This window comes from Amycolatopsis sp. CB00013 (assembly GCF_001905755.1).
Taxonomy (GTDB): Bacteria; Actinomycetota; Actinomycetes; order Mycobacteriales; family Pseudonocardiaceae; genus Amycolatopsis; species Amycolatopsis japonica.
In genome coordinates this window covers 791,025-816,900 of sequence record NZ_LIWC01000003.1, presented here as the reverse complement: position 1 = coordinate 816,900, position 25,876 = coordinate 791,025, and the positions used below count along the sequence as shown (strand labels likewise).

The window sequence follows — 25,876 nt, the reverse complement described above, 5'->3', positions numbered from 1 at the left end:
ACCTCCCAGTCGCCTGCCCCGAGTCTTACTCCACCTGTCAACGCCCCATTGCGTTAGCGGTGTTCACTTTGCTCTCGGCACCTCCGCGTCAGAACTTGAGAGCATGTGTGGCCGTGGCGCCGCCGTCGGCGACGAACTCCGCGCCCGTGCTGTACGAACTTTCGTCACTGGCCAGGAACAACACGAGTTTCGCGATGTCCTCCGGCTGCCCGACGCGGCCGAGGGCGACCTTCTTGCCCACCCACGACATGTCGACTTTCTGCCCGCCCGCGGCGGCGGCGACCATCGGGGTGTCGATCGCACCAGGGTGGACCGAATTGACCCGGATGTTCTTCGCGCCGAGTTCGAGCGCGGCGACCTTGGTCATCCCGCGGATCGCGAACTTGCTCGCGGTGTAGGCGACGAGGAACGGCATCCCGGCGAGCCCCTCCACTGAGGACACGTTGACGATGGAGCCGCCTCCGGCCCCGGTCATCGGTTCAACGACCGAGCGCATCCCGAGAAACGCCCCGATCTGGTTGACCCGGACGACGCGTTCGTAGTCGGCGAGCGTGGTCTTGCCCAGTTCCGAGAAGTGCAGGATGCCCGCATTGTTGACCAGCACGGTCGGCGGGCCGAACTCCGCCTGGGTGCGCTCGATCGCCGCGTCCCATTCGGCTTCGTCGCCGACGTCGAGGTGCTGGTAGACGGCCGCTTCGCCGAGATCGGCGGCGAGTTTCTTTCCGTCGAGGTCGTTGATGTCGGCGATCACCACGCGCGCGCCCTCGGCGACGAACAGCCGCGCGGCCGCCTCGCCCTGCCCGCGGGCACCACCGGTGATCAGCGCTACCTTGCCGTCGAGCCTGCCCATCGTCATCTCCTCCGATTCACGGCAGCGACATGATCTCGGACGCGGAGAACATCCGCTCCGGGTCGCGGTCGGCGAAGTAGCCGCCCACGCTGGTGGCGAGTTCTTCGGGGGTCCAGGTGCCGTTGGCGGTGTCGAACCGCTGTTCCACCGACGGCGGCCGCATCAGCGCGACCATCCCGCCGTAGACGAGGAACACCTGGCCGTTGACGCGATCCGCGTCCGGCGAGCAGAGGAACGACACGAACGGCGCGACGTGGTCGACCGAAAGCGGGTCGATCCCCTCCGGCGCGTCGGCGCCGAAGACGGCTTCGGTCATCGCTGTGCGGGCGCGCGGGCAGATCGCGTTGGCGCGGACGCCGTAGCGGGAAAGACCGCGCGCGGTCGAGACGGTCAGCGCGGCGATGCCCGCCTTGGCCGCTCCGTAGTTCGGCTGGCCGGGGGCGCCGAGCAGGAACGACTCCGACGCGGTGTTGACCACCCGGCCGTACACCGGCGTGCCGTCCACTTTGGACTTGTCGCGCCAGTACGCCCCGGCGTTGCGCGAAAGCAGGAAGTGCCCGCGCAGGTGGACGCGGAGCACCGTGTCCCATTCGTCGTCGGTCATCGAGAAGAGCATCCGGTCGCGCAGCACGCCCGCGTTGTTGACCAGGACGTGCAACCCGCCGAAGTGGTCGACGGCGGCGGTGAGCAGCGCGTCCGCGGTCGCGGATTCCGACACGTCGCCGGTGACCGCGATGGCCTTGCCGCCTTCGGCCTCGATCTCGTCGGCCACCGCCTGCGCGGCGGTGGACACGTCGTTGACCACCACCGACGCTCCCGCGGCGGCCAGCGCCAGCGCCTCGGCCCGGCCGAGTCCCGCGCCGGCGCCGGTCACGATGGCCGTCTTGCCGTCCAAACTCACTCCGGGCCTCCTTGCCTCTCCGCACACACTAGAATCTGTTCTTGCTCGATGCAAGCATCAAATAAACGGTGCTAACCACGTATGAGCAGGGCGTTTTTCGGGCAGCTCGCCACAGCTTGAGTAACACGTTCTACTTGATTCTGCGGAACTTCGTCCGACGCGAGGACAAGCTCCTCGTCGTCATCGAGATCGAAGACCTCCGGCGCGAAGCCGACACAGATCGCGTTCGCCTCGCAGAGCGAGCGATCGACGTTGATCTCCATATTCCCTCCTCGCCGTCACACCTGGTACAACTAGAACAGGTTCTACCCTACCGCCGCGAGCGGCCATGGCACCAGTAAAGAGCACCGACGGCAGAGGTGACGGATGCGGATCGACTACACGCCGGAGCAGCGGGCACTGGCGGGCGAACTCCGGGAGTACTTCGCCGGGCTGATGACCCCGGAGCGCCGCGACGCCCTGGCCGGCGACGGCGGCGAGTACGGCAACGGCCTGGTGTACAAGGAAATCGTTCGCGACCTCGGCAGTGCGGGCTGGCTCGCGATCGGCTGGCCCCGCGAGTACGGCGGGCAGGACCGGCCGATGCTCGACCAGCTCATCTTCACCGACGAGGCGGCCGCGGCCGGGGTGCCCGTCCCGTTCCTCACGGTGAACACCGTCGGGCCGACCATCATGCGCTACGGCACCGAAGAACAGAAGGCGTTCTACCTGCCGAAGATCGCCGCGGGCGAGCTCCACTTCGCGATCGGCTACTCCGAGCCGGGCGCGGGCACCGACCTGGCGGCGCTGCGCACGCGCGCGATCCGCGACGGCGACGACTACGTCATCAACGGCCAGAAGATGTGGACGAGCCTGATCGAGTACGCCGACTACATCTGGCTGGCCGCCCGCACCGATCCCGAGGCGCATCGGCACAAGGGCCTGAGCATGCTGATCGTGCCGACGTCGGCCCCCGGTTTCTCCTGGACGAAGGTGCACACGGTCGCCGGGCCGGGCACGAGCGCGACCTACTACGACGACGTCCGCGTCCCGGTGACCTCCCGGGTCGCCGGGGAGAACGAGGGCTGGCCGCTCATCACGAACCAGCTCAACCACGAGCGGGTGGCGCTGACCTCGGCCGCGCCGATCCAGACGTCGCTGCGCGAAGTGCGCGCCTGGGCGCAGACCACGAAGCTGCCCGACGGCACCCGCGTCGCCGACCAGCCGTGGGTGCGGCTGCACCTGGCGCGGATCCACACCCATGCCGAGTACCTGAAACTGCGGAACTGGCGGATCGCCTGGGCCGCCGCGAGCAGCGAGCTCGGCCGCGAGGAGGCCTCGGCGACCAAGGTGTTCGGCACGGAGTTCGCGACCGAGGCCTACCGGCTGATGATGGAGATCCTCGGCGCGGGCGCGGTGGTCCGCGAGGGCTCCCCCGGCGCCCACCTGCGCGGCCGGATCGAACGGCTGCACCGCTCGTCGCTCATCCTCACCTTCGGCGGCGGCACCAACGAGATCCAGCGGGACATGATCGCCGCGACCGCCCTCGGCCTGCCCGTCACGCGCTAGGAGATATCGATGGACTTCACGCTCACCGAAGCGCAGCGAGACCTCGCGTCTCTCACTCGCCGGATCCTGACGGACAAGGTCACCCCCGAGGTGCTGGGGCCGCACGGTTCCGGCGGCTTCGACGCTCCACTGTGGACTTCACTCGCCCAGGCCGGCGTGCTCGACGCGGCGCTGCCGCAGTCGGTCGGCGGTGGCGGCTTCGGGCTGCTGGAGCAGTGCTCGGTACTCGCCGAGATCGGCCGCGCGGTCGCGCCCGTGCCGTATCTGACCTCGGTGGTCATGGGCGCGGCGGCGGTGGCCTCCTTCGGGGACGGGATGCTCGCCGAACGCTGGATCGTCCCGGTCCTGCGCGGTGACCACGTCCTCGCGGTGGCGTTGCCGGATTACGGCGTGCCGTGCGGGTTCACGGCCGAGGCCGACGGTGACGGCTGGCGGCTGACCGGCGCGCAGACCGCGGTGCCGTCGGGCGCGTTCGCACACGGTTTCCTCGTCGAGGCCGCCATCGACGGCGGTCGTCAGGTGTTCCTGCTCGACCGGGACGCGGTGACGGTCTCGCCGCAGCGGACCGTCGACCACGCGGACGCGGCGCTGGTCGAGCTGTCCGGGGCGAAGGCCACGGTCTCGCTGGGCGACGTCGGCGAATGGCTGCGGCTGCGAGGCACGATCGGTGTCTGCGCGCAGCAGCTCGGCGTTGTGGAACGCGCGCTGGAGCTGACCGCGGCGTACGCGCGGGAGCGCAAGCAGTTCGGGCATCTGATCGGGAGTTTCCAGGCGGTGCGGCAGCGGCTCGCCGACGCCTACGTCGACGTCGAAGCCGTCCGGCTGACGTTGTGGCAGGCCGCCTGGCGGCTGAGCGAAGGACTTCCGGCGGCCGAAGAGGTCGCGACGGCGAAGTTCTGGGCGGCCGAGGCCGGGCACCGTGTCGCGCATACCGCCGTGCACATCCACGGCGGGGTCGGCATCGACGTCGACCACACCCTGCATCGCTACTTCGTCGCGGCGAAGCGGCTCGAGTTCACCTTCGGCGGGGCGACCGCGCAGCTGGGCGGGCTCGGCGACCTCCTGGCCGCGGCTCCGGCATGACCCCCACGGTCACGGAACTCCTGCTCGCGCGGGCGGAGGACCGCTCGACCGGGTTGCTGTTCGAGGACCGGCGCTGGACCTGGGCCGAACATGTCCGGGCCTGCGCCGGGCACGCCGCCGCACTCACCGGGACCCTGCGTCCCGGCGGGCATTTCGGCTTGCTGGCGGACAACGTCCCCGAGTTCTCGTTCCTGCTCGGCGGGGCGGCGCTCTCGGGGCACGTGCTGGTCGGCCTGAACCCGACGCGGCGGGGCACGGCGCTCGCCCGGGACATCGCGCTGGCCGACTGCGAGCTGGTGTTCGCCGAAGAGAAGTACCTTCCGCTGCTGTCCGAGGCGGGCGTGCCGGTGCTGCCGCTGAGCGAGCTCGAACCGGCCCGGGAGGCCGTCGTTCCCGTGGCCGCGAAGCCCGAAGATCTGCTGATGCTGATCTTCACCTCCGGCACCAGCGGAGACCCGAAGGCCGTCCGGTGCACACACGGCAAGATCGCCTACCCCGGCGAGATGCTGGCGACGCGGTTCGGTCTGTCCACAGAGGACACCGTCTACGTGTCGATGCCGATGTTCCACTCCAACGCCATCATGGCCGGCTGGTCGGTCGGGCTCGCGGCGGGCGCGGGGATCGCGCTGCGGCGGCGGTTCTCGGCCTCCGGTTTCCTGCCGGACGTCCGGAGGTTCGGGGCGACTTACGCCAACTACGTCGGCAAGCCATTGTCCTATGTGCTCACCACGCCCGCCCGGAACAACGATGCCGACAATCCGCTGAAGCTGGTCTATGGCAACGAAGGAGCGGAGGCCGACCTCGCCGCGTTCGGCACGAGGTTCGGCTGCCACGTGGTCGACGCGTTCGGTTCGACCGAAGGCGGCGTGAACTTCGGCAGGGACGCCACCACCCCGCCCGGTTCGCTCGGCCGACTGCTCGACGGCGTCGCTGTCCTCCATCCGGAGACCGGAAACCCCTGTCCCCCGGCGGAATTCGGCGAAGGCGGGAAGCTGCTCAACCCCGCCGAAGCGGTCGGCGAACTGGTCAACACCGGTGGTCCCGGCTTCTTCGCCGGGTACTACGGCGATCCCGAGGCCGAGGCCGAGCGGATGCGCGACGGGATGTACCACACCGGCGACCTGGCCTACCTCGACGCGGAAGGTTACTGCTATTTCGCGGGACGGCTCGGCGATTGGCTGCGCGTCGACGGTGAGAACCTCGGCACCGCCCCGATCGAACGCGCGCTCCTGCGGCATCCCGCCGTCAGCGAGGCGGCCGTGTACGGCGTCCCGGATCCGCGTGTCGGCGACCAGGTGCTGGCCGCCCTGGTCTGCCGGACGCCGATCGACCCGCACGAGTTCGCCGCTTTCGTTGCCACACAAGGTGATCTCGGGCCGAAACAGTGGCCGAGGTTCGTCCGGATACTCGACGCGCTGCCCCGGACGGCCACGCACAAGGTGCTCAAACGAGAACTGGCCGCGGACGGCACGCACGACGCCCTGGAGCTCCGCTACCCCCGCGTTTAGTCCTCTGAATGCGGGGGTAGATCCCAGGGTCGGGACCGGTGATCTTCCCGATGTCCGCGGCCGGACGCGCTCCCTACGTTCGGTGCCATGAAACGAACAACGCGCCGGATCGGCGTACTCGCCACCGCACTCACGCTTCCCGCCGTCCTCCTCGCACCGTCAGCGTCGGCGGCACCTGTCCGCTTGAGCCTGCCCGCGCCGACCGGACCGTTCGCGGTCGGCAGCACCGACCTCCACCTGATCGACCGCTCCCGCCAGGACCCGTGGGTTCCCGGCACCACAAGGGAACTGATGGTCACCGTCCGGTACCCGGCGCTGCCGAGCGGGAAGCCGAAAGCGCCGTACATGGCGCCGGGTGTCGCGAAGGTGGTGGCCGAAGGCGACGCCGCCAAGCTCGGCATGCCGTCGGACCGGCTCGACTATCGCTTCCCCACCCACTCCCGGATCGGCGCGCCCGCGATCGGCGGCGGACGGCCGGTCGTGCTGTATTCGCCCGGGGGCACGTTGTCGCGTTCGCACGGCACCACACAGCAGGAACAGCTCGCGAGCGAGGGCTACGTCGTGGTGGCCATCGACCACACCCACGAAGCGGAAGCGGTGGAGTTCCCCGGCGGCCGCGTCGAGAAGAAGGCCTTGCCGCCGTCGAGCATCGAGGTGTCGAAACGCGTGATCGAGACCCGCGTGCGGGACACGCGTTTCGTCCTCGACTCGCTCGGCCTGACCCGGGTCGGCATGTTCGGCCACTCCGCCGGCGGGTTCACCGCGGGCGAGACGATGGTGAGCGACCGGCGCGTCGTCGCCGGGGCGAATCTGGACGGCAGCATGGCCCACTCGCAGTCTCAGCGGATCTTCGGCCGCGTCGCCGACGAAGGACTGGACCGGCCCTTCCTGCTGATGAGCGCGGGCGACCACAGTGCGGCGTCGGACGCGTCCTGGCAGGAGTTCCAGCGCAATCAGCGCGGCTGGACCGGGGAAACACGTCTGCCGGACGGTGAGCACTTCAGCTTCACCGACTATCAGACCCTGCTGCCGCAGCTGGGGAACTCCCCGGCCGCGTTCGTCGGCACCATCGATCCGGAGCGAAGCGTTGCCGTCCAGCGTGCCCGGCTCTCGGCGTTCTTCGCCGAGCACCTGCGTCACCGAAGCAGCGACGTGACCAAGGTGTCCTTGAGCCAGGCTTCGTAGTCGTCGTGACTCCACCCGGCCTCGGTGACGAGGCTGGTGTGGACGTCGGCGCTCATCAGCGCCACGGCGATGTCCGTGGCCCTGGGCACCACGGTGCGGCCGCACTTCCGGACGCGGTCCATGACCATCTCGACGCCGAGCCGGTTGCGCCGCGCGCCCTCCGCCTGGGTCGCGGCGATGTCCGGATCGACGGCGGCACCGGAGCCCAGCATCGTGACGATGTCCCCGCAGCGTTCCCGGACCTGGCGGGCGACCGTGGCCAGCAGGCCGAGCAGCGCGACCGGATCCTCGGTGCGCTGCGCTTCGGCGACGAGGTCGGGGATCCCGGCCTCGTCGTCGAGGAGGTCGACGAGACCGCCGAGGACACCGGCCTTCGAACCGAAGTGCGCGTAGATGGTCTGCGGGGAGACCCCCGCTTCCTGGGCGATGAGGCGGATCGGCGTCCGCGCGTACCCACGCTCGGCGAACAGGCCGCGGGCCGCCGTCAGGATCGTGCGCAGCGTCAGCGCCTCACGGCGATCGCGCAACCGGACGATGCCGGGAAGGTCCGCCGACATGTATGCTCCTCGAAAGTTGGAACGTTGTTCTAACTAATGGATCGTTGTTACAGGAGGATAGCGATGACCACCGAGGAGATCATCACCGCGCTGGAGCGTGCCTGGAACGCGGGCGACGGCGAGGCGTGGGCGGCGAACTTCGCCGAGGACGCGGACTTCGTCGACGTCGTCGGCCGGATCCAGCGCGGCCGCGCGACGATCGCGCGCGAAAGCCAGAACATCTTCGACACCATCTACCGGGGAAGCACGCTGCGGATCCGCCAGGTGTCGAGCCGTCCGCTCGGCGGCGGGTTCGACCTCGTGCACACCGCGACCGTCCTGTCCATCCCCGCCGGGCCCATGGCCGGGGAGGCACAGGCGGTGCAGACGAAACTCGTCCACGACGGGCTGATCGTCTCGTTCCACAACACCATCCGGGGCGATATCGCGACGTTCGCCCGGCACGACGGGGACCTCGCGGCCCGCTCGCCCCAGGAGTGGGATTCCTGACCGGGCTCAAGCAGGGGCGTTGATCGGCCGCAGCCGTCGCGGCCCGGTGTCGGGGCGGGACGGTGGCGGGCCCAGCACGATCCGGGCGTTGGCCACGAAAGCGCCGTCCGGCGAGGCGAGGATCGGGTCGAGCGTCATCGACCGGACCTCGGGGTTGTCCTCGGCGAGCGCCGCGACGCGCAGCACGATGTCCTGGAGCGCGGCCAGATCCGCCGGTTCGTCGCCACGGTAGCCGGTGAGCAGCGGCGACGTCCGCGGCTCGCGCAGCAGGGTGGCGGCGTCGACGTCGGTCAGCGGCACGGCGCGGTAGGCCCGGTCCCCCAGGAGCGTGCTGACCAGACCGGAGAGCCCGAACGACACGAGCGTGCCGAACGACGGGTCGTCCTGCAGCCCGATCACGCAGGACAGCCCCTTGGGCGCCATCCGCTGGACGTAGACCTCGTCGTCACCGGAGATCTCCCGCAGATCGAGGTACGCCCGGCGCACTCCGTCCACAGAGGACAGATCGAGCCGCACTCCGGCGAGATCCGGCCTGCCGCGCAGCCGTTCGTCGACGGCCTTGAGGGTGACCGGGAAACCCAGCTCCTCGGCCGCTTTCACCGCTTCGTCCGCGGAGGTCACGACCCGGAACGGGACGACGTCGATGCCGTAGCAGCCCAGGAGCCGGACCACGTCGTCGTCGGAGAGCAGCGTCGTCTTGCCACCCTCGGCCGCCAGCAGTTCGGCGACGATCACCTGCGCCTGCTCGGCGTGCAGACCCGCGGGACGCACGAGGTTGCCCTGCGGCCGCTGCCGCCAGGCGGCGTACCGCACGACCCGCGCGAGCGCGTTCACCGCGCGTTCCGGGCTCGGGTACGACGGGACCGAACCCCGCGTCGGCACGCCGTCCTCGGACAGCACGGCCAGCTCGTCCGGCACACCTTCGACGGCGAGGAAGGTCGACACGATCGGCTTGTTCTTGTCCATCTCCACGACGGCTTCCCGCAACGCGCGGGCGTACGCGGTCCCCGGGATCGCGAGCGGCGGCACGAAGACCACGACGAGCGCGTCGGTGTCCGGGGAGTTGAGCGCCTCGCGCACGGCGGCGGCGAATTCCTCCGGGCTCGCCTGCGGCCCGACGTCGACCGGGTCGGCGGTCAGCCGGAGGCCGTGCGCCCGCGCCGTGTCGGCGGCGAGCAACCCGATGGCGCTGGAGTTGCCCACGATGGCGATCCGGGGCCCGGCGGGCAGCGGCTGGTGGGCGAAGACCAGCGCGGTGTCGAAGAGCTGCGCGAGGGTGTCGACGCGGACGACGCCTGCCTGCTCGAAAAGGGCCTGGACACTGGATTCGTCGACTTCCGCCGAGGTCGCGGCGAGTTGCGGACGGACGGCGTGCCTGCCGGATTTCACCGCCACCACCGGCTTCGTCCGCGCCAGCCGCCGCGCGAGCCGCGCGAACTTGCGCGGGTTGCCGAACGATTCCAGGTACAGCAGGACGAGGTCGGTCGCCGGATCGGTCTCCCAGTACTGGAGCAGGTCGTTGCCGGAAACGTCGGCCCGGTTCCCCGCCGAGACGAAGGTGGAAAGCCCGAGGCCGCGTGCTTCGGCGTCGGCCAGGATCGCGGTGCCCAGCGCGCCGGACTGGCAGAAGAACCCGGTGCGGCCGCGCGCGGGCAGGCGGGGCGCGAGGGTGGCGTTGAGCCGGACCGAGGCGTCGGTGTTGAGCACGCCCAGCGCGTTCGGGCCGACGACGCGCATACCGTGCGCCCTGGCCTCCCCGACCAGCCTCAGTTCGGCGTGCAGCCCGTGCGGCCCGGCCTCGGCGAACCCGCCGGAGACGATCAGGAGGGTCTTGACCCCCTTGGCCAGCGCACCGTCCAAAACGGACTCGACGGCCTCGGCGGGCACCGCGACCAGCGCGAGGTCGACGTCCTCGGGGATGTCCACGACGGACGGATAGGCGCGGACGCCGCGGACGGACTTGTGCTCCGGGTTGACCGGGTAGACCGTGCCGGCGAAATCGGCGCTGAGCAGGTTGGTGAGGGCGACGTAGCCGATCTTCGTCGGATCGGTGGACGCGCCGATCACCGCGACCGACTTCGGATGCAGCAGGTTGTGCACGCTGCGGGCCTCCGCGGCCTGCTCCCGGGAGCGGGCGACCGCGAGCGACTCCTCGGTCGGGTCGATGTCGAACTCCAGGTGCAGCACGCCTTCTTCGATCTCGCGGCTGACCTGGTAGCCCGCGTCACGGAACACCCGGACCATGCCCGCGTTCTCGGCGAGCACCTCGGCGACGAAGCGGCGCAGCCCGGATTCCGAGGCGGCCGCGGCGAGATGCTCCAGCAGGATCGAACCGAGCCCGCGGCCCTGATGCGCGTCGTCGACGACGAACGCGACCTCGGCCGACGGCCCGTGTTCCAGCCGTTCGTACCGGCCGACCGCGACGATGTCGTCGCCCAGCAGCGCGACGAACGCGACCCGGTCGTGGTGGTCGACGACGGAGAACCGTTCGAGGTCGCGCTGCGGGATGCGCGGGTAGGCGCCGAAGTACCGGAAGTACCGGGTGCGTTCGGACAGCCGGCCGTGGAAGGCGACGAGGCCGTCGGCGTCACTCGGGATCACCGGGCGCAGGTGCACCGTGCCGCCGTCGGAGAGCAGGACGTCGGCCTCCCACTCGCGCGGGTAGTCGTAGGGGTCGCGTTTGGTGTCCTCACTGACCATGAGCGTGTCTCCCGGACTGAAGGTGATGGGTTGGGTTCGGACACGCGCGCGCGTTTCTCTTCGGCCGAAGGCCTCGGTTTTCCGCAGGCGGGCCGCCGACCAGGCCGGGTGAGTGGACAGCCGCTGCCGCGGCCCGGCTGTGGAAATCCGAAAGCGCGCTCTGAGAGAACCGGCCCATGTTCAGTCCCTCGGATCGTCCGGATCGAGGCCGTGCAGGGGGAAGATCGCGCGGCGGGTGTCGCGGATGGCGATGTCGACCGGTTCGTCTTCGCCGTCTCCCCAGGGGACGAAGGCGGTGTCGCGGTCGTCGGACATGCCGGGCGGGATCTCGGCCTTCGGCGCCGCCCTGGAGATCGACGCGACCCAGTTCGGCGGCAGCGACGTCGCCGGGTCGACGTCGCGGTCGAGCACGGTGGCGAGCAGATGGGTCCAGGACCGCGGCACCACCCGGATCAGCTGATAACCACCGCCGCCGACGGCCAGCCAGCGGCCGGCGGTGTGCGTCTCGGCCAGTTCGCGCAGCCTGCGGTAGATGGCGCGATGGCCGTCCACGGAGAGCGAAAGGTCCGCCAGCGGGTCTTCCTCGTGCGAGTCGACGCCGCATTGGGTGACGAGGATCTGCGGCCGGAACTGCTCCAGCAGCGACGGCACCACCGCCTCGAACGCCCGCAGCCAGCCGCCGTCACGGGTGCCGGGCGGCAGCGGCAGGTTGACCGAGGTGCCCTCGGCCCCGCCCTTGCCGATCTCCGCCGAGTAACCCGTGCCCGGCCACAACGTGAACGGGTGCTGGTGCAGGGAAACGGTCAGCACCCGCGGGTCGTCGTAGAACGCCGTCTGCACGCCGTCGCCGTGGTGGACGTCGGTGTCGACGTACGCGACGCGCTCGAAGCCGTGGTCCAGCAACCACGAGATCGCGACCGAGCAGTCGTTGTAGACGCAGAAGCCCGACGCCTTGCCCGGCATCGCGTGGTGCAGCCCGCCGGCGATGTTGACCGCCCTGGTCGCCTCGCCCTCGGCGATCTTCCGCGCGGCCAGCAGGGTCGAGCCGACGACCAGCGCGGAAGCCTCGTGCATCCCGGTGAACACCGGGTTGTCCTCGGTGCCGAGCCCGTGCGCGAAATCGGCCCCGGTCATCGGCGCCTGCCGGACGGCCTCGATGTACTCGCCGAGGTGCACGCGGCGCAGCTCGTCCTCGCCCGCCGGACCGGGGATCAGCAGTTCGACCCCGTCGAGCACGCCGAGTTCGGTGGCGAGCCGGATGGTCAGTTCGAGCCGCACCGGATTGAACGGATGCTCGCCGCCGAGGTCGTAACCCAGCAGCGAGGAGTCCCATACGACGGCCGGTGCTCGCATGGTCGGAACTCTAGTGCCCGGACGCGGCTCGTGCGCCGTTCCGCGGGTCAGCCGGGCAGATCGCCCGTGGCCAGCGGGCGCTCCGGGTCGCGGGACCAGTGCGACCACGAACCCGCGTACAACGCCGCGGGCTCCGGGTGACCGGCGACCTCGAGCGCGAGCACGACGGACGAGGCGGTGACGCCCGATCCACAGTAGACACCGACCGGTGTCTCCGGGGCCACGCCGAGCCCTTCGAACCGCTCGGCCAGCTCCGAGGCGTCACGCCAGCGGCCGTCCTCCCCGACGTGCCCGGAGAAGGGCGCGTTGACCGCGCCGGGGATATGCCCGGCGCGCGGATCGATCGGCTCGGTCTCGCCCGCGTACCTCGGCCGCGCCCGTGCGTCGAAGAGCAGCCCGTCCCTCGCGAGAGCGGCGGCGTCGGCCGCGTCGAGCACCGGCATGCCGCCCGGCTCGACGACGATGTCGCCCTCCGCCGGTGACGGGATCTCGTCGGTGAGCGGGCGCTCTTCCTCCGCCCACGCGGCGAACCCGCCGTCCAGCACGGCGACCTCGGCGTGCCCGGCCCAGCGCAGCAGCCACCACGCCCGGGCCGCGACCGAACCGTCGGAGTCGTCGTAGACCACCACCGGGTGACCGGCGCGGACCCCGGCCGCCCGCAGGTGCCGCTGCAACGTCTCCGGCTCGGGCAGCGGGTGACGGCCGCCCTCCCCCGGCTCCCCGGCGAGCGCCGTGTCGAGGTCGACGTACACCGCGCCCGGGAGATGCGCCTCACGGTAGGAATCGGCGCCGGGCGGCCCGGCGAGCCGCCAGCGGACGTCGAGGACTACGGAGCGTGCGGATTCCGGCCCGGAGAGCTGCTCGGCGAGTTCGCTGGTGGTGATCATGGGGCGCATGGGCCCATCTTCCCGTGCCTCGCGTCTCCATGCCCAGCTTGGGGGACTTTTCCCGCCTCGGTGCTTGTTCTCCCCACGCCTGCGTCGCTGTCGGTGCCAGCGACTACGATGAGCAACGCGGACGAAGGGGACAGCGTGAACGATCTCATCGACACCACAGAGATGTACTTGCGTACCATCTACGAGCTCGAAGAAGAAGGTGTCGTCCCGCTGCGGGCCCGGATCGCGGAGCGGCTGCAGCAGAGCGGCCCGACCGTGAGCCAGACCGTCGCCAGGATGGAACGCGACGGACTGGTCGTGGTCGCGGACGACAGGCACCTGCAGCTGACCGAGCACGGTCGCGAGCTCGCCATCGCGGTCATGCGCAAGCACCGGCTGGCCGAGCGCCTCCTGGTCGATGTCATCGGCCTGGAATGGGAGCACGTCCACAACGAGGCCTGCCGCTGGGAACACGTGATGAGCGAGGCCGTCGAGCGCAAGCTGGTCAAGCTGCTCGACCACCCGACCACCTCGCCCTACGGCAACCCGATCCCGGGGCTGGACAAGCTCGGCGACGGTGATCCCGCCCCGCCCGCCGAAGCCGACCTCGTGCGGCTCGACGAGTTCGCCCGCATGGGCGGCGGCGAGGTCGAGATCCGCCGCATCGCCGAGCACGTGCAGCTGGACGAGACGCTGATGACGGAGCTCAAGTCGGTCGGCATCGTGCCCGGCAGCCGGGTCAAGGTCGGCAAGACGGCGCCCGGCGGCACCATCGAGGTCACCGGCGGGAGCAGCACGGCGCAGGTGCCCGTCTCGGCGTTGCACGCCGTGCTGGCGCAAGCCAGGTGAGCGCCGCGTCCGACGCCGCGGAGACCTTCCAGGCCCTCCACGGCCGGGCTCCGGCCGGCGTCTGGTCCGCACCGGGCCGGGTGAACCTGATCGGTGAGCACACCGACTACAACGACGGTTTCGTGCTGCCGTTCGCCCTCCCGCACCGGCTCGCCGCCGCGGCGTCGCCGCGCGAGGACGGTGTGCTGACCGTGGCCACCCTCGGCTCGGACGGCCGGGTGCAGGAATCCGGCCCGCTCACCATCGCCGATCTGCGGCCCGGCTCGGTCGAGGGGTGGGCCGCGTACCCGGCCGGGGTCGCGTGGGTCCTGCGGGACCAGGGCCTTGGCGGCGGCGCGGACGTGGCGATCGCGGGGAACGTGCCTTCGGGGGCGGGGCTTTCCTCCTCCCACGCGCTCGAATGCGCCGTCGCGCTCGCCCTCCTGGGGCTGGCGGGGATCACCCCGGGGACCGGCGCGGGTTCGCCGACCCTGCACGAGGTGGCCCGCTGGGTGCAGCGTTCGGAGAACGACTTCGTCGGGGCGCCGACCGGCCTGCTCGACCAGACCGCCTCCCTGTGCTGCACGGAATCGAACGTGCTGTTCCTCGACGTCCGTTCGGGCGAGATGGAGCAGGTGCCGTTCCCGCTCGAGGAATCCGGCGTCCGGATCCTGATCATGGACAGCCGCACGAAGCATTCGCACGCCGAGGGCGGCTACGGGGAACGCCGCCGGGGCTGCGAGCGCGCCGCGGAGCTGCTCGAAGTGAAGGCGCTGCGGGATATCGGCGTCGACGGGCTGGACACCGCCCTCGCCAAGCTGCCGGACGAGCTCGTGCCGCTGGTGCGCCATGTCGTCACGGAGAACCAGCGCGTCCTCGACACCGTGGACCTGTTGCGGGCGGGCCGGATCACCGAGATCGGCCCTCAGCTCGACGCCTCGCACGTGAGCATGCGCGACGACTACCGGATCTCCACCCGCGAACTCGACCTCGCCGTCGATTCGGCCCGTGAAGCCGGGGCGCTCGGCGCGCGGATGACCGGCGGCGGCTTCGGCGGGTCGGCGATCGCGCTGGTCCGCGAGTCCGATGTGGACACCGTGGGCCGGGCGGTGAAGGCCGCGTACGAAGCGGCGGAGCTGCGCCACCCCAGGCTGTTCACCGCCGTGCCGTCGCGTGGCGCGGGCCGCGACGAGCTCTAGCCGCCGCACCACCCCCGGGCGCGCACCGTGCCCGGGGGCGAGGACACTGGGCCGCGACCGCATCCGCAGCAGAAAGGCGCGAACGTGACCGACGAACCGACCAAGACCCTGAAGCTGATGGTGACGGGCGGAGCCGGTTATGTGGGCAGCGTCTGCGCGGCCCGCCTCATCGAGGCCGGGCACGACGTCACCGTGGTCGACGACCTCTCCACCGGGCACGCCGACGCGGTGCACCCGGACGCGACCTTCGTCGAGGGTGACGCCGCCGAGGTCGCCCGGCGCCTGCTCGGCGACGGCTTCGACGGTGTCCTCCACTTCGCCGCCAAGTCGCTGGTCGGCGAATCGATGACGGATCCGGCGAAGTACTGGGAAGGCAACGTCCTCACCTCGCTCCGCCTGCTCGAGGCGATGCGCGACCACGGCACGAAGCGGCTGGTGTTCTCCTCCACCGCGGCCACCTACGGCGAACCCGAGTCCTCCCCCATCCCGGAGACGGCGCCGACGCAGCCGACCAACACCTACGGCGCGACGAAGCTGGCCATCGACCACGCGATCACGTCGTTCTCGCGCGCCCACGGCATCGCCGCGGTCAGCCTGCGCTACTTCAACGTCGCCGGCGCCTACGGCTCCTTCGGCGAGCGGCACACCACCGAAACCCACCTGATCCCCCTCGTGCTCCAGGTCGCCACCGGGGACCGCGAGCGGATCCAGATCTTCGGTGACGACTACCCGACTTCGGACGGCACCGCCATCCGCGACTACATCCACGTGGTCGACCTCGCCGACGCGCACCTGCTGGCCCTGCGGCACGCGGCCGACGGCGAACACCGCATCTACAACCTCGGCAGCGGCACCGGTTTCTCGGTGCTCGAGGTGATCGAGGCGTGCCGCCGCACCACCGGTCACGAGATCCCCGCCGCGGTCGCGCCGCGCCGCGCGGGCGACCCGTCGGTGCTCGTGGCGTCCAGCGAGCGGGCCGGTGACGAACTCGGGTGGAAGCCCGAGCGCACCGACCTCGACGGCATCGTGGCCGACGCCTGGGCGTTCACCCAGTCCCGCCAGAACGTCTGAGTGCGATCTCCGGTGGTCCTTCGGCCTGCTGCCGCAGGACCACCCCGATCAGGTCGGCCGGCGGCACCATCGCGTTGAGGGCCGTGCTCAGCAGCTTCGCCAGCCCGTGCCCGGGGTCGGCCTCGGCGGCCCTGGCCAAGGCCATCCCGGCGGCCGCCAGGTCACCTCGGACATAGGCGGCGTGCGCCTTCAGAGCGAGCGCCTCGGCCGCTTCGGGTGCCGGAAGCTCCCGGGCCAGGATGAGCCAGAGGTCCTCCGCCACCCGGGCGAGCGACGAGTCCGCGGGGACGGCCGTGAGCAGACAGGCGCCGCGAACCTCGACCAGGGAAAGCGCCCAGGCCAGCCGGACGGCCTGGTCGTCGCTGATCGCCCGGTCTCCGCCGTCGACTCGGTTGAGGGCGGCGTTCACCTCGGCGACTCCGGCCGGGACGGGATCCTCCCCTCGCCACGGCGGATCGGCCATTCTGGTGAGCAGATCGGCACGTCTGGCGAGCGTTTCCGGCGCGACGGGGTCGAAGAGCCGCTCGACCTCGTCCCGGCTGGCGTGGGTGACGTGCCCGGCACCGGTGACGATCGCGGCGGCCACCGAGTCCCGCGGATCCGGCAGGATCCCGCCACAGGTCCGTTCCCGGTAGCAGCCCCACCGCACATCGGCGGCGATCCTGGGCGCCCACACCGAATGCGTCACCGAGATCTCGTACTCGGCCAGCGAGGCTTCCAGGCGCCGGACGAACCGGCGGCGCGGTGGCCGTCCCGCCTTGTTCGCGGCGCCACCGCCGACCACCGCGAGGGTGGCACCGGTGTGACCGCTCACGGCGAGCCTGATCGCCAGGTCACGCGCCTGGTCTTGCTCCAGGCCGGGCGGCGGCAGGTCCACGCGCATGACGAGGCCTTGTTTCATCCGTCCCGGGCCGCGCAGGCCGAAGACGACGACGGAGTCCTCGGGGTGGAATCCGAGGAGGTACGGGATCGCGGCGAGCAGGTCCGCCGGATCCGTCAGATCGACCTTGATCCTGCCGGTCGGGGTGGAAGTGGTCATGCCCCCACCCTGCGGCGGGAATGGGGCCGCGGGTGGGGGCATGACATATCTGTGGACAGCCGGGACCGTTGTGGACAACCGCCGCGGGACCGCTCGTGGGACGCCGATCCTGTCGGTGAGGTGATCTACAGTGCCCGGCCCCGCGGGATCAGTCGCAGTGTTCGAACGGGCTCTCGTAAGCGTTCGATCCGACCGACCCGCCCCACTTGACGCAGGTCGAGGCGGCCGTCTTCTTCACCGGTCCGGCGTAGTAGGTGAAGCTGCCGGAGTCGGTCACGCGAGCCGAACCCTGCACCTCGAGGAACGCCGAAACCGGCGAAGCGGTGCCGAGCGAAACGGCCTTCAGCGTGGTGACGCAGTTGGCCTTGGTCGAAGCGTTGTACAGCAGGTACGCGGTTCCCGAACCGTTCGCGAGCCCCTGCGAATCGACGACCGAGAAGCCGCTGCCGCACACCTCGGTGGCCTCGTACGGGTTGCCGCCGCACGAGTTCTTGCTGGTGAAGTTCGTGTGGCCGTAGTACGGCACCGCGACCCCGTTCAGCACCGCCTTCTGCGCCACCCCGTTGAGCCGCTCTTCGAAGTGCAGGTGCGGACCGGTCACCCCGCCGGTCGCGCCGGCCGTGCCGATCTGCTTGCCGAGGCTGACGGCCTGGCCGACCGAGACGGACTGGGTCGAAAGGTGGGCGTAGCGGGTACGCCAGCCGCCACCGTGGTCGATCTCGACCCAGCGCCCGTAGCTGGTGCTGCCTTCGTTGGCGACCCGGGTGACGGTGCCGCCCGCCGAGGCCAGCACCGGCATCCCGGTGATCCCCGACTTCTGGAAGTCGACCGAGTTCGCCGGGCTGTGCCCGCTGAACGTCGCCGCCGTAACCGTGACGCCGCATTTGAAGGGAACCTGGAAGTTCGGGGCGGCCGACGCCTGCGTCGTGCCGGCGAGGGTCAGGCCGAGCGCGGGGAGAACGGCGGCCGCGGCGAGCACTGCGAAACGGCGCAACCTGGACATGGAGACCTCCATCAGGTGGGGAAGCCGGACAGGACGGAGCAAAGCCGGGGGAAATACATTTTCCGTACAAGCCCGAGGTCGGGTCGGCGTTTTCCATCCGAAACGCCGGATGCCACGTCCCGAGCGGGACGTGGCATCCGGAAAACGCGGCCCTGATCAGCCGAAGGCGGCACGCAGCGCGGGTTTGCCGCCCGCCACCGGCAGCACCAGCGAGGTGCGGTTCAGCTCGACCGAGACACCGGCGCCCGGCTTCGGCCGGAGCGTGTAGTCGTGGTCGCTGGAGGCCACCAGGAACTCGATCTTGTGCCCGGCCGCGAGCAGGTAGTCCTTCGCGACCAGTTCCACCTCGACCTTGTAGCTCTCACCAGGGGTGATCGGGTCGGTGCGGGCGGGGTCGCGCCGGTTCTGCGGGTCGGTCCAACCCCGGGTGATCACCTTCGCCGTCCCGTCCGGGGCGCGGTCGAGGAGCACCGCGGTCACGTTCGCGGCCGGCTTGTCGAAGGACAGCGACAGATCGGTCTTCACGGTTCCGGAAAGCCGCACGGGCTGCTTCGCCGCGGTGGTCGAGTACAGCAGGCGGTTGCCCGACGACGCGGCGGCCGCCAGCTGTTCGATCGTCTTGCCCGCGTCGTCCGCCAGCGTCTCGACGGCGGCCTTGCCCGGGACGGGGTTGCGCGTGTCGAGCTTGCCCTTCGAAGAACCGCCGGGCCACGGGTAGAGCTTGACGTCCTGGGTGCCGGGCAGCGGCCACTCCGGCTCGTCCACCCACGACTTGTCCTCACGCTGGATGGTGGCCTTCGGCTCGCGCTCGATGCCGTTGTCGATGCCGTAGAGGTAGTGCGACATCCACTTGTTCAGCGTGGCGAGCCAGACGTCGCGGCGGAGGCTGTACGGGTCGGCGTGCCCGGCCTGGTGCAGCCAGATCTTGTGCTCGACCCCGCGCGCCTTGAGCATTTCGTACCAGCGGGTGCCCTGGTCGGTCTTGACGTTCCAGTCGCCGAGGCCGTGCACCACGAGCACCGAGGCGCGCACCTTGTTCACGTCGTTGCGGTAGTTCCGCACGTCCCAGAAGCGGCTGTAGTCGCCGGTCACCCGGTCCTGGTCCACCCCGATCTGGTCGATCAGCGGACGGCACACGGCACGATCCTGGCGCGTGTAGACGTAATCCGCGAGCACGTCCGCGTCCTCGCCCTGGAAACCGCCGGCCGCGACGACGGCGCCGTCGTTGCGGTAGTAGTCGTACCAGCTGGAGATCGCCGCGATCGGGACGATCGTCTCCAGCCCTTCGACGCCGGTGCTGGCCACCGCGTTGGGCAGCGTCCCGTTGTAGGAGACGCCCGTCATGCCGGTCTTGCCGGTGCTCCAGTCCGCGACCGCGGCCTTGCCCGCCGCGTCGCGCGCCGTCGCACGGCCGTTCAGCCAGTCCACAATGGACTTCGCACCGATGGTCTCGTTGACGTCGCCGGTGCTCGGGCAGCCGGTGGACTGACCGCTGCCGAGCGATTCCCCGTACACCACGGCGAACCCGCGGGCGGTGAAGTAGTCCTGGTAGCGCCAGCTGATCGGTGCCGCGTTGGGACCGACGGTCTTCGTCGCGATCCGCGGGCCCGCCGGGGCGCGCTTCGCGCCGGGCACGTACAGCTCCACGTCGACGTTGTGGTTCGCGACGTCGTTGCCGCCCGCGTAGTACGGGCTGGCCTGGTAGACGACCGGAACCTTCATGCCCTGCTGTGTCGCGCGAGGACGCACGACCTCCGCGTGCACGAGGTCGTCCTTGCCGTCGTGGTCGCTGTCGACCGGCGCGGTGACCCAGACGTTCTCCCGGATGACGTCCGCCGGGTCGAACACCGGCTGGGCTTGGCCGTCCTTGAAGACCGGCGTTGGCGGCGCGTCGGCTTGGGCGGGCAACGCCGTCGCCGGAAGGACCAGGACGGCGGTGAACAGGGCGGCGAGCCTGGCGACTCTCACAAGACCCCCAAAAGGCTGGTGGGCAAGACGAAGCTGAGGCTTCCGGCCACCCGAACGGGTGTCAAGAGACTAACGTCGGAGGCATGCCGAGCACCCTGGACGCACCGATCGTCGCCGTCACCGTCTATCCGCACCACGCCCGGATCACGAGGCGGGCTTCGGCGGCCCTCGACGGGGAAACGCGTTTCGCCTTCGCGGGCCTGCCATGGAACCTGGACACGGATTCGGTCCGCGTCACCGGTTCCGGTCCGGCGGTCATCGCCGGGGTCGACGTCGCCGTCGAGCGCCATCCCGCGCCCGCGGACGCGTCACTGCGCGCGCTGACCGAACAGCGCAAGGCCGATCAAGCGGTGGTCGACGAGGTCGCGGACGCGGTCTCCGCCGAGACGGCGAAGGTAGACCTGCTGACCGGCCTGGCGACGCGCAGCGGCAAAAGTTTCGCGAAGGCGCTCGCGGCGGGCACGGCGGAGCCGCCCCGGGTCGCCGAAGTCACCGACGCGCTGGGCACCCAGCTGGCCGAGGCGCTGGGCAAGCGCCGCGAACTCGGCATCCGCCTCGCCCGGCTCCGGGACGACCTCAAGGCGCTGGACCGCGAGATCGAGGCGAAACAGGGGATGTCCGAAGTGGACAGCGCGACGGTCACGGTCGAGTTGGAGCCCGGGGAGGACGGCGCGGAGATCGGCCTCGAACTGTCCTATGTGGTCGCGAACGCCGGCTGGGAACCCGGCTACGACGTGCGCGTCCGCGGTGAGGACGTCTCGCTGACCTGGTACGGGCGGATCACCCAGCACACCGGCGAGGACTGGCCGGAATGCGAACTGGCCCTGTCGACCGCGCGGCCGGCGAACACCGTCGAAGTACCGGAACTCGAACCCTGGTTCCTCGACCGCGTGCGTCCGGTCCAGCCGTTGATGGCCCGCGCGGCGTACGGCAGCGCGTCGCCCGCGGGCGGCGGGATACCGGAGTCGGTGGGCATGCCGGCGCCCGCCGGCCCGCCGATGGCGGCGCGGACGGCGTCCGTCGAACAGGGCACCACCGCGGTCACCTACCGGCCGGGCCGCCCGGTGGCGGTGCCGTCGGGGGCGCAGGGCCACCGCACGACGCTCGCGCAACTGGAGCTGACGGCGAAACTGGGCTACATCTCCGCTCCGGCGGTGTCCCCGGAGGCGTTCCTGCGGGCGACCGTGGTCAACACTTCGGAGCACACGCTGCGGCCGGGGAAGGCGTCGGTGTTCCACGAGACGGAGTTCGTCGGCACCACGCGGCTGGACGTCTGGGCGCCGGGCGAGGAACTCGAACTCGCCCTCGGCGTGGACGACCGGATCCGGATCGAGCGCGAACTCACGCACCGCACGGCGAGCAAGGCGACGCTGTCCGGCGTCCGCAAACGGGAAGCCGCGTACACCACGACGATCGTCAACCACAGCCCGCGCGAGGCCGTCGTGACCGTGCTGGACCAGGCACCGGTCTCCCGGGACGACGCGATCACCGTCCGGGACGTGCGCACCACGCCGGAGCCGGTGGAGCGGACCGAGCTGGGCGAGTTCACGTGGCGGCTGACGCTCGCTTCGGGCGCGAAGGGCGTCGTGACGCTCGGGTACCGGGTGGACGTCGCGAAGGGTGTCGAGCTGTCTGGGTGGCGCGAGTAGCCGCCTCCGGATGCAATGAAAGGTCCTTTCCTTGCAAATTTTGCAAGGAAAGGACCTTTCATTGCACGGGCCGGACCGGGATCAGCCCTGCGAGATGTACGCCTCCAGCTGCTCCTGGCTCTGCTCCAGCTGTTCCATCCGGGTCTTCACGACGTCGCCGATGCTCACGATCCCCGCGAGCCTGCCGTCCACCACGACCGGGACGTGCCGGATCCGGCGTTCGGTCATCAGGACCGACAGCTGGTCCACCGAATCCTCGGGGGTGCAGCTCGCGACCATCTTCGTCATGATCGCGGACACCGATCCGTCGAGCAGCTGGGGTCCGCGCTCGTTGAGCCGCCGCACCACGTCCCGTTCGGAGACGATCCCGACGATCCCGCCCTCGGGGTCGACGACCACCAAGGCGCCGACGTTGTGCTCCGCCAGTCTCTCGAGCAGTTCGGTTACGTTCGTCTCCGGCGAGACGGTCGCGACGGCCGCCCCCTTGTTCCGCAACAGATCGGAAATCCGCATACGCGCTCCTCCCGGATGGGTGACCTGAGTCACTCCAGGTTATGGCCTCACCGCCGTGCGCGAAAGTCCGGAGAGTCCGGTTCGAGACCGAGCCGGGTGGCGAGCGCGTCGTACGCTTCGATGATCCCCAGGCCGTAAGGGTCGTCGCCGAGCGCGCCGAGAGTCCCCCGCCCGAGCTCCCAGTGCTTCTTCGCGGACCCGTGATCACCGAGTTTGCGGTAATCCTCGGCGAGGTTCAGGTGCAGCGAGGGGTAGAACCCGCGTACGGCGAGCGTCGCGTGGTACTCCTTGGCGCGTTCGTCGGTGAGGGAATCGGCCGCCGCGAGCGCGCGGAGATCCCAGGCGAGTTCGTCGGCCGGGTCGTCGCACACGTCGGCCATGTAATGCGCGAGCGCGCACCGGTGCAGCGGGTCACCGTCCTCGCCGATCCGTTCCCACAACGCCGCGAACCTCTCGCGCGCGCCGTCGCGGTCGCCGGAGATGTGCGCCTGGAGGCCGGTGTTGATCTCGGCCATCACCTCGTCGGTCATTTGACGTCCGAAGCGGGCGCCGCCCAGGTGTTGCACGCCGACGTCGTCTTCCCGGAGAACCCGGCCTTCGCCCATTTCAGCTGGTTACGACGGCTGCCGTGGGTGTCGCTGTCGTCGGCGCGGCCGTAGTCGTCGAGTGCCGCGTTCGCCAGCGACTTGCTGATCGAGCCGCGCCCGGCGGCGGCCGCGAGGGCGAGCGCGCCGAAACAGTTCGCCTGCAGTTCGATGCGGCGGACCAGTTCCTTGTCGGCCGGGCTGTCCTCGCCCGGCGACGACATCTTCTCCGCGGCCGCCGACAGGATCCCGCTGGACCGCTGGATGTGGTGCCCGTACTCGTGGGCCATCGTCGCGAGGTGACGAGACCGTTCGAGACCCGCGTCGCCCAGCATCCACTGGGTCGGCGCGTAGATCGTGGTGTCACCGCCGCAGTAGTAGGCGACGGCCTCGTTCTCGCTCGGCGCCTTCCCGCACGCGCTGGTCTCGGGCAGCGTCACCTGAACGGTCGCCGTCAGCGCGGGTTCGTTCGCCTGGTCCAAGGCGGGTTTCCAGGATTCGGCGAGACAGGACACGAAGGTCTTGTAGTACGTCTCCAGTTTCGCGGGCTCGCGGCTGATCGCGGGCAGGCGGCAGGTGACGGCGCCGAGCGCGATCCCCTCCGCCAGCAGCGGGTTCGTCTCCAGTTCCCGCACCTCCTTCGGCGCGGGTTTCGCGTTCCCGGCGGGCGCCTTGGCCCCTTCGGAGGTGTACACACCGGACGCCGGGAGGGCTTGACCGTCGATCTTCCGCGGTCCGCCCGCCATCGCCATCCCGGTGGTGGTCAGCGCGGCGACGATGAGCAGGCCGACCACGGCGGTCCCGGTGTTGCGGGGGCTTTCGGGACGAGGCGGCGCGGGCGCGAACGGTCTGGGTACCTCGTCGGTGCCGGTCATGATGTCCCCCAAACGTGCGAGCCCACAGCATACGGAATGCCACACCTGGTGGCGCCGGGACGGAGCACCCGGCGAGACTGTGGGCATGAGTGACGAGGACCCGTACCTGTGGCTGGAAGACGTGACCGGCGAAGAAGCGCTGGACTGGGTGCGAGCCCGCAACGCCGAGGCGCTGGCGGAACTGTCCACCGGCGAGCGGTTCGCCGGGATCCGTGACGAGGTCCGCGAGGTCCTCGACGCCGACGACCGGATCCCGTACATCCGGCGCCGCGGCGAATATCTGTACAACTTCTGGCAGGACTCGGCCAACCCCCGCGGCCTGTGGCGCCGCACCACCCTGGAGCAGTACCGGCTCGACGACCCGGAGTGGGAGCTCCTGCTCGACGTCGACGCCCTGGCCGAGGCCGACGGCGAGAACTGGGTGTGGCAGGGCGCGGCCGTCCTCCGTCCGGGGTATCACCGCGCGTTGGTCGAACTGTCGCGCGGAGGCGCCGACGCGACCGTGGTCCGCGAGTACGACCTCGACGAGCGCCGTTTCGTCGACGACGGGTTCTTCGTCCCCGAAGCCAAGACCAGGATCGGCTGGATCGACCAGGACCGCGTCTACGTCGGCACCGACTTCGGTCCGGGGACGCTGACCAGTTCGGGCTATCCGAGGTTGGCGAAGGAATGGCGCCGCGGCACGCCGCTCGAAGAGGCGACGGTGGTCTTCGAGGGCAAACCGGACGACGTCTCGGTGTCCGCGCACCACGACCCGACCGAGGGCTGGGAGCGCGACTTCGTCTACCGGTCGGTCGACTTCTACCGCACGGAAAGGTATGTCCGGACGGCTGCCGGTCTCGACCGCATCGAGGTCCCCGAGGACGCCCAGACGTCTTCGCACCGTGAGTGGCTGCTGATCCGGCTTCGCTCGGACTGGACCGTCGAAGGCACGACATACCCCTCCGGCACCCTGCTCGCCTCCGGCTTCGACGCGTTCATGGCAGGCGAGCGCTCCTTCACGACGTTGTTCACGCCGGACGCGCACACGTCACTGGAGTACTGGGCGTGGACGCACAACCACCTGCTGCTCTCGACGCTGTCCGACGTCCGGACGGAACTGCACGTGCTCACGCCGTCCGAAGGCTGGACCTCCCGGCCGCTCGCCGGCGCCCCGGAACTGGGCACCGCGCAGATCACCGGCACCGACCCCGACGTCAGCGACGAATACCTGCTCGACTCCAGCGGTTATACCCAGCCGTCGACGCTGAGCTACGGGCACGTCGGCGGTGACGTCGAGGTCCTCAAGCGCGCTCCGTCGTTCTTCGACAGCGAAGGCATGACGGTCTCGCAGTACTTCGCGACGTCCGAAGACGGCACGAAGATCCCGTACTTCGTCGTACGCCCCTCCGGTGCCGAAGGCGGCCCGACGCTCCTGACCGGCTACGGCGGCTTCGAGGTCTCACTGACCCCCGGCTACAGCGGCATCATCGGCCGCGGCTGGCTCGCGCGAGGCGGCACGTACGTCGTCGCGAACATCCGCGGTGGCGGCGAATACGGGCCGGACTGGCACACCTCGGTGACCAAAGCCAAGCGGTACAAGGTCTACGAGGACTTCTCGGCCGTCGCCGCCGATCTCGTCGAGCGCGGGATCAGCGAGCCGTCCCGGCTCGGGATCCAGGGCGGCAGCAACGGCGGGCTGCTGATGGGTGTCATGCTGACGCGCTACCCGCACCTGTTCGGCGCGATCGTGAGCCAGGTCCCGCTGCTGGACATGAAGCGGTATCACAAGCTCCTCGCGGGCGCGTCGTGGATGGCCGAGTACGGCGACCCCGACGCCCCGGCGGAATGGGACTTCATCGGGAAGTACTCGCCGTACCAGAACGTCCACGCGGACCGCGCGTACCCGCCGGTCCTGTTCGTCACCTCCACCCGCGACGACCGGGTGCATCCCGCGCACGCGCGCAAGATGGTCGCGCGGATGGCGGAGCAGGGGCACGACGTGCGGTACCACGAGAACATCGAGGGCGGGCACGGCGCGGCGGCCGACAACGAGCAACTGGCGTTCAAATGGGCGCTGATGTTCGAGTTCCTGTGGGAGAAGCTCGCCTGACGTGTC

General features: G+C 70.4%; 23 protein-coding genes. 10 read left to right on the top strand and 13 right to left on the bottom strand.

Annotation, left to right across the window (positions count from 1 at the left end):
- Nucleotides 1-88 precede the first annotated feature (88 nt).
- From AMK34_RS23385 to AMK34_RS23375, 3 genes are all read right to left on the bottom strand, one after another.
- The gene (locus tag AMK34_RS23385) at nt 89-850 is read right to left on the bottom strand and encodes a glucose 1-dehydrogenase (RefSeq protein WP_038516230.1); all 762 of its coding nucleotides are present in this window, start codon (nt 848-850) and stop codon (nt 89-91) included.
- Between the two features lie 16 nt (nt 851-866).
- Nucleotides 867-1,751 carry a 3-oxoacyl-ACP reductase gene (locus AMK34_RS23380; RefSeq protein WP_073846789.1) on the bottom strand — a complete coding sequence of 295 codons (885 nt, stop codon included), beginning with the start codon at nt 1,749-1,751 and terminating at the stop codon, nt 867-869.
- 71 nt (nt 1,752-1,822) lie between these two features.
- On the bottom strand, nt 1,823-2,014 hold the full coding sequence (locus AMK34_RS23375) for a ferredoxin (protein WP_073846788.1): 192 nt from the start codon (nt 2,012-2,014) through the stop codon (nt 1,823-1,825).
- 103 nt (nt 2,015-2,117) lie between these two features.
- Here AMK34_RS23375 and AMK34_RS23370 point away from each other — a divergent pair, with 103 nt between their 5' ends.
- From AMK34_RS23370 to AMK34_RS23355, 4 genes are all read left to right on the top strand, one after another.
- On the top strand, nt 2,118-3,299 hold the full coding sequence (locus AMK34_RS23370; RefSeq protein WP_073846787.1) for an acyl-CoA dehydrogenase family protein: 1,182 nt from the start codon (nt 2,118-2,120) through the stop codon (nt 3,297-3,299).
- A gap of 9 nt (nt 3,300-3,308) precedes the next feature.
- Nucleotides 3,309-4,382 carry an acyl-CoA dehydrogenase family protein gene (locus AMK34_RS23365; RefSeq protein ID WP_073846786.1) on the top strand — a complete coding sequence of 358 codons (1,074 nt, stop codon included), beginning with the start codon at nt 3,309-3,311 and terminating at the stop codon, nt 4,380-4,382.
- Nucleotides 4,379-5,890, top strand: coding sequence for a long-chain-fatty-acid--CoA ligase (locus AMK34_RS23360; RefSeq protein ID WP_073846785.1), 1,512 nt, complete (start codon nt 4,379-4,381; stop codon nt 5,888-5,890). Before AMK34_RS23365 ends, AMK34_RS23360 begins: the two co-directional genes overlap by 4 nt.
- Before the next feature lie 87 nt (nt 5,891-5,977).
- Nucleotides 5,978-7,075, top strand: a complete 1,098-nt coding sequence (locus tag AMK34_RS23355) for an alpha/beta hydrolase family protein (RefSeq protein ID WP_038516249.1) — start codon at nt 5,978-5,980, stop codon at nt 7,073-7,075.
- On the opposite strand, the gene AMK34_RS23350 is transcribed toward AMK34_RS23355, so the two are convergent.
- A complete protein-coding gene (locus AMK34_RS23350; RefSeq protein ID WP_038516252.1) occupies nt 7,027-7,632 on the bottom strand; it encodes a TetR/AcrR family transcriptional regulator in 606 nt (201 codons plus the stop codon). The genes AMK34_RS23355 and AMK34_RS23350 overlap by 49 nt on opposite strands.
- A 63-nt stretch (nt 7,633-7,695) precedes the next feature.
- On the opposite strand from AMK34_RS23350, the gene AMK34_RS23345 reads away from it, so the two are divergent.
- Nucleotides 7,696-8,121 (top strand): SgcJ/EcaC family oxidoreductase, encoded by a 426-nt coding sequence (locus AMK34_RS23345; protein ID WP_038516255.1) that lies wholly within the window; start codon nt 7,696-7,698, stop codon nt 8,119-8,121.
- 6 nt (nt 8,122-8,127) lie between these two features.
- On the opposite strand, the gene AMK34_RS23340 is transcribed toward AMK34_RS23345, so the two are convergent.
- The 3 genes from AMK34_RS23340 to AMK34_RS23330 form a co-directional block, all read right to left on the bottom strand.
- On the bottom strand, nt 8,128-10,821 hold the full coding sequence (locus AMK34_RS23340) for a bifunctional acetate--CoA ligase family protein/GNAT family N-acetyltransferase (protein ID WP_038516257.1): 2,694 nt from the start codon (nt 10,819-10,821) through the stop codon (nt 8,128-8,130).
- A gap of 180 nt (nt 10,822-11,001) precedes the next feature.
- Nucleotides 11,002-12,174: an acetoin utilization protein AcuC gene (locus AMK34_RS23335; RefSeq protein WP_073846784.1), complete on the bottom strand. Its 1,173-nt coding sequence runs from the start codon at nt 12,172-12,174 to the stop codon at nt 11,002-11,004.
- A gap of 47 nt (nt 12,175-12,221) precedes the next feature.
- The gene (locus AMK34_RS23330) at nt 12,222-13,070 is read right to left on the bottom strand and encodes a sulfurtransferase (RefSeq protein WP_073846783.1); all 849 of its coding nucleotides are present in this window, start codon (nt 13,068-13,070) and stop codon (nt 12,222-12,224) included.
- Between the two features lie 108 nt (nt 13,071-13,178).
- Here AMK34_RS23330 and AMK34_RS23325 point away from each other — a divergent pair, with 108 nt between their 5' ends.
- From AMK34_RS23325 to galE, 3 genes are all read left to right on the top strand, one after another.
- Nucleotides 13,179-13,898, top strand: coding sequence for a metal-dependent transcriptional regulator (locus AMK34_RS23325; protein ID WP_016332755.1), 720 nt, complete (start codon nt 13,179-13,181; stop codon nt 13,896-13,898).
- The gene (galK, locus tag AMK34_RS23320; RefSeq protein ID WP_073846782.1) at nt 13,895-15,076 is read left to right on the top strand and encodes a galactokinase; all 1,182 of its coding nucleotides are present in this window, start codon (nt 13,895-13,897) and stop codon (nt 15,074-15,076) included. Before AMK34_RS23325 ends, galK begins: the two co-directional genes overlap by 4 nt.
- Before the next feature lie 117 nt (nt 15,077-15,193).
- Nucleotides 15,194-16,147, top strand: a complete 954-nt coding sequence (galE, locus tag AMK34_RS23315; RefSeq protein WP_143202595.1) for a UDP-glucose 4-epimerase GalE — start codon at nt 15,194-15,196, stop codon at nt 16,145-16,147.
- On the opposite strand, the gene AMK34_RS23310 is transcribed toward galE, so the two are convergent.
- The 3 genes from AMK34_RS23310 to AMK34_RS23300 all read right to left on the bottom strand — a co-directional run bounded on the left by AMK34_RS23310 (nt 16,122) and on the right by AMK34_RS23300 (nt 20,157).
- On the bottom strand, nt 16,122-17,186 hold the full coding sequence (locus AMK34_RS23310) for a DUF4192 domain-containing protein (RefSeq protein WP_073846781.1): 1,065 nt from the start codon (nt 17,184-17,186) through the stop codon (nt 16,122-16,124). The two genes, galE and AMK34_RS23310, sit on opposite strands and share 26 nt — an antisense overlap.
- Nucleotides 17,187-17,334: 148 nt before the next feature.
- A complete protein-coding gene (locus AMK34_RS23305) occupies nt 17,335-18,189 on the bottom strand; it encodes a M23 family metallopeptidase (protein ID WP_038516271.1) in 855 nt (284 codons plus the stop codon).
- A gap of 156 nt (nt 18,190-18,345) precedes the next feature.
- Nucleotides 18,346-20,157 carry a Xaa-Pro dipeptidyl-peptidase gene (locus AMK34_RS23300; RefSeq protein WP_073846780.1) on the bottom strand — a complete coding sequence of 604 codons (1,812 nt, stop codon included), beginning with the start codon at nt 20,155-20,157 and terminating at the stop codon, nt 18,346-18,348.
- Nucleotides 20,158-20,240: 83 nt separating this feature from the next.
- Between AMK34_RS23300 and AMK34_RS23295 the strand changes: the two genes are divergently transcribed.
- Nucleotides 20,241-21,806, top strand: a complete 1,566-nt coding sequence (locus AMK34_RS23295; protein WP_038516277.1) for a DUF4139 domain-containing protein — start codon at nt 20,241-20,243, stop codon at nt 21,804-21,806.
- An 81-nt stretch (nt 21,807-21,887) separates the two neighbouring features.
- Here AMK34_RS23295 and AMK34_RS23290 read toward each other — a convergent pair whose 3' ends face one another.
- The 3 genes from AMK34_RS23290 to AMK34_RS23280 are packed head-to-tail and all read right to left on the bottom strand — an operon-like array spanning nt 21,888 to nt 23,778.
- The gene (locus tag AMK34_RS23290) at nt 21,888-22,319 is read right to left on the bottom strand and encodes a CBS domain-containing protein (protein ID WP_037343317.1); all 432 of its coding nucleotides are present in this window, start codon (nt 22,317-22,319) and stop codon (nt 21,888-21,890) included.
- Between the two features lie 47 nt (nt 22,320-22,366).
- Nucleotides 22,367-22,849 carry a hypothetical protein gene (locus AMK34_RS23285; protein ID WP_073846779.1) on the bottom strand — a complete coding sequence of 161 codons (483 nt, stop codon included), beginning with the start codon at nt 22,847-22,849 and terminating at the stop codon, nt 22,367-22,369.
- On the bottom strand, nt 22,846-23,778 hold the full coding sequence (locus tag AMK34_RS23280; RefSeq protein ID WP_038516282.1) for a neutral zinc metallopeptidase: 933 nt from the start codon (nt 23,776-23,778) through the stop codon (nt 22,846-22,848). The genes AMK34_RS23285 and AMK34_RS23280 overlap by 4 nt, the downstream gene beginning before the upstream one ends.
- An 85-nt stretch (nt 23,779-23,863) precedes the next feature.
- On the opposite strand from AMK34_RS23280, the gene AMK34_RS23275 reads away from it, so the two are divergent.
- On the top strand, nt 23,864-25,870 hold the full coding sequence (locus AMK34_RS23275; RefSeq protein ID WP_073846778.1) for a prolyl oligopeptidase family serine peptidase: 2,007 nt from the start codon (nt 23,864-23,866) through the stop codon (nt 25,868-25,870).
- The last annotated feature ends 6 nt before the right edge of the window (nt 25,871-25,876 follow it).

What these genes read in the sequence shown, in the direction of transcription:
- AMK34_RS23385 (WP_038516230.1), bottom strand. Translation starts at nt 850, where the DNA reads ATGGGCAGGCTCGACGGCAAGGTAGCGCTGATCACCGGTGGTGCCCGC.
- AMK34_RS23375 (WP_073846788.1), bottom strand. Translation starts at nt 2,014, where the DNA reads ATGGAGATCAACGTCGATCGCTCGCTCTGCGAGGCGAACGCGATCTGT.
- AMK34_RS23370 (WP_073846787.1), top strand. Translation starts at nt 2,118, where the DNA reads ATGCGGATCGACTACACGCCGGAGCAGCGGGCACTGGCGGGCGAACTC.
- AMK34_RS23365 (WP_073846786.1), top strand. Translation starts at nt 3,309, where the DNA reads ATGGACTTCACGCTCACCGAAGCGCAGCGAGACCTCGCGTCTCTCACT.
- AMK34_RS23360 (WP_073846785.1), top strand. Translation starts at nt 4,379, where the DNA reads ATGACCCCCACGGTCACGGAACTCCTGCTCGCGCGGGCGGAGGACCGC.
- AMK34_RS23355 (WP_038516249.1), top strand. Translation starts at nt 5,978, where the DNA reads ATGAAACGAACAACGCGCCGGATCGGCGTACTCGCCACCGCACTCACG.
- AMK34_RS23350 (WP_038516252.1), bottom strand. Translation starts at nt 7,632, where the DNA reads ATGTCGGCGGACCTTCCCGGCATCGTCCGGTTGCGCGATCGCCGTGAG.
- AMK34_RS23345 (WP_038516255.1), top strand. Translation starts at nt 7,696, where the DNA reads ATGACCACCGAGGAGATCATCACCGCGCTGGAGCGTGCCTGGAACGCG.
- AMK34_RS23340 (WP_038516257.1), bottom strand. Translation starts at nt 10,821, where the DNA reads ATGGTCAGTGAGGACACCAAACGCGACCCCTACGACTACCCGCGCGAG.
- AMK34_RS23335 (WP_073846784.1), bottom strand. Translation starts at nt 12,174, where the DNA reads ATGCGAGCACCGGCCGTCGTATGGGACTCCTCGCTGCTGGGTTACGAC.
- AMK34_RS23330 (WP_073846783.1), bottom strand. Translation starts at nt 13,070, where the DNA reads ATGCGCCCCATGATCACCACCAGCGAACTCGCCGAGCAGCTCTCCGGG.
- AMK34_RS23325 (WP_016332755.1), top strand. Translation starts at nt 13,179, where the DNA reads ATGAGCAACGCGGACGAAGGGGACAGCGTGAACGATCTCATCGACACC.
- galE (WP_143202595.1), top strand. Translation starts at nt 15,194, where the DNA reads ATGGTGACGGGCGGAGCCGGTTATGTGGGCAGCGTCTGCGCGGCCCGC.
- AMK34_RS23310 (WP_073846781.1), bottom strand. Translation starts at nt 17,186, where the DNA reads ATGACCACTTCCACCCCGACCGGCAGGATCAAGGTCGATCTGACGGAT.
- AMK34_RS23305 (WP_038516271.1), bottom strand. Translation starts at nt 18,189, where the DNA reads ATGTCCAGGTTGCGCCGTTTCGCAGTGCTCGCCGCGGCCGCCGTTCTC.
- AMK34_RS23295 (WP_038516277.1), top strand. Translation starts at nt 20,241, where the DNA reads ATGCCGAGCACCCTGGACGCACCGATCGTCGCCGTCACCGTCTATCCG.
- AMK34_RS23290 (WP_037343317.1), bottom strand. Translation starts at nt 22,319, where the DNA reads ATGCGGATTTCCGATCTGTTGCGGAACAAGGGGGCGGCCGTCGCGACC.
- AMK34_RS23285 (WP_073846779.1), bottom strand. Translation starts at nt 22,849, where the DNA reads ATGACCGACGAGGTGATGGCCGAGATCAACACCGGCCTCCAGGCGCAC.
- AMK34_RS23280 (WP_038516282.1), bottom strand. Translation starts at nt 23,778, where the DNA reads ATGACCGGCACCGACGAGGTACCCAGACCGTTCGCGCCCGCGCCGCCT.
- AMK34_RS23275 (WP_073846778.1), top strand. Translation starts at nt 23,864, where the DNA reads ATGAGTGACGAGGACCCGTACCTGTGGCTGGAAGACGTGACCGGCGAA.